Below are 286 nucleotides of genomic sequence, written 5' to 3' on the forward strand. Positions count from 1 at the left end.
AAACAGCGCTCCGCCCTCCAGATCAAGGGCAGCGGTAAACACCACCGGTGCCAGTTGCGGCTTGCCATGATGACGGGAAAGATCGCGCATCACATTGACGCCTGAATAGGCGGAATGCTCCATCTGGTCGATCAGCTGGGTTTGCAGCCCGCGGCACAAATCTGCCAATGTGGGTGCGGCATCCAGATCAATCTCTGCGATCAGAATATTGGCAAACTCACCGGCAATCTTGTCAACATCCTCCACCAGTGGCAAACGCCAGAACATTGGCACATTGAGGCGGAAT

The 286-nt window shown here is 55.2% G+C and carries 1 protein-coding gene; it reads right to left on the bottom strand.

What is annotated here, in order from left to right; all coding sequences use genetic code 11:
- Positions 1-286: condensation domain-containing protein (locus tag HBA93_RS20655; RefSeq protein ID WP_221724517.1), on the bottom strand; the 286-nt coding region annotated here is incomplete at both ends.

The organism is Ochrobactrum sp. SFR4 (assembly GCF_019730395.1).
GTDB lineage: Bacteria > Pseudomonadota > Alphaproteobacteria > Rhizobiales > Rhizobiaceae > Pseudochrobactrum.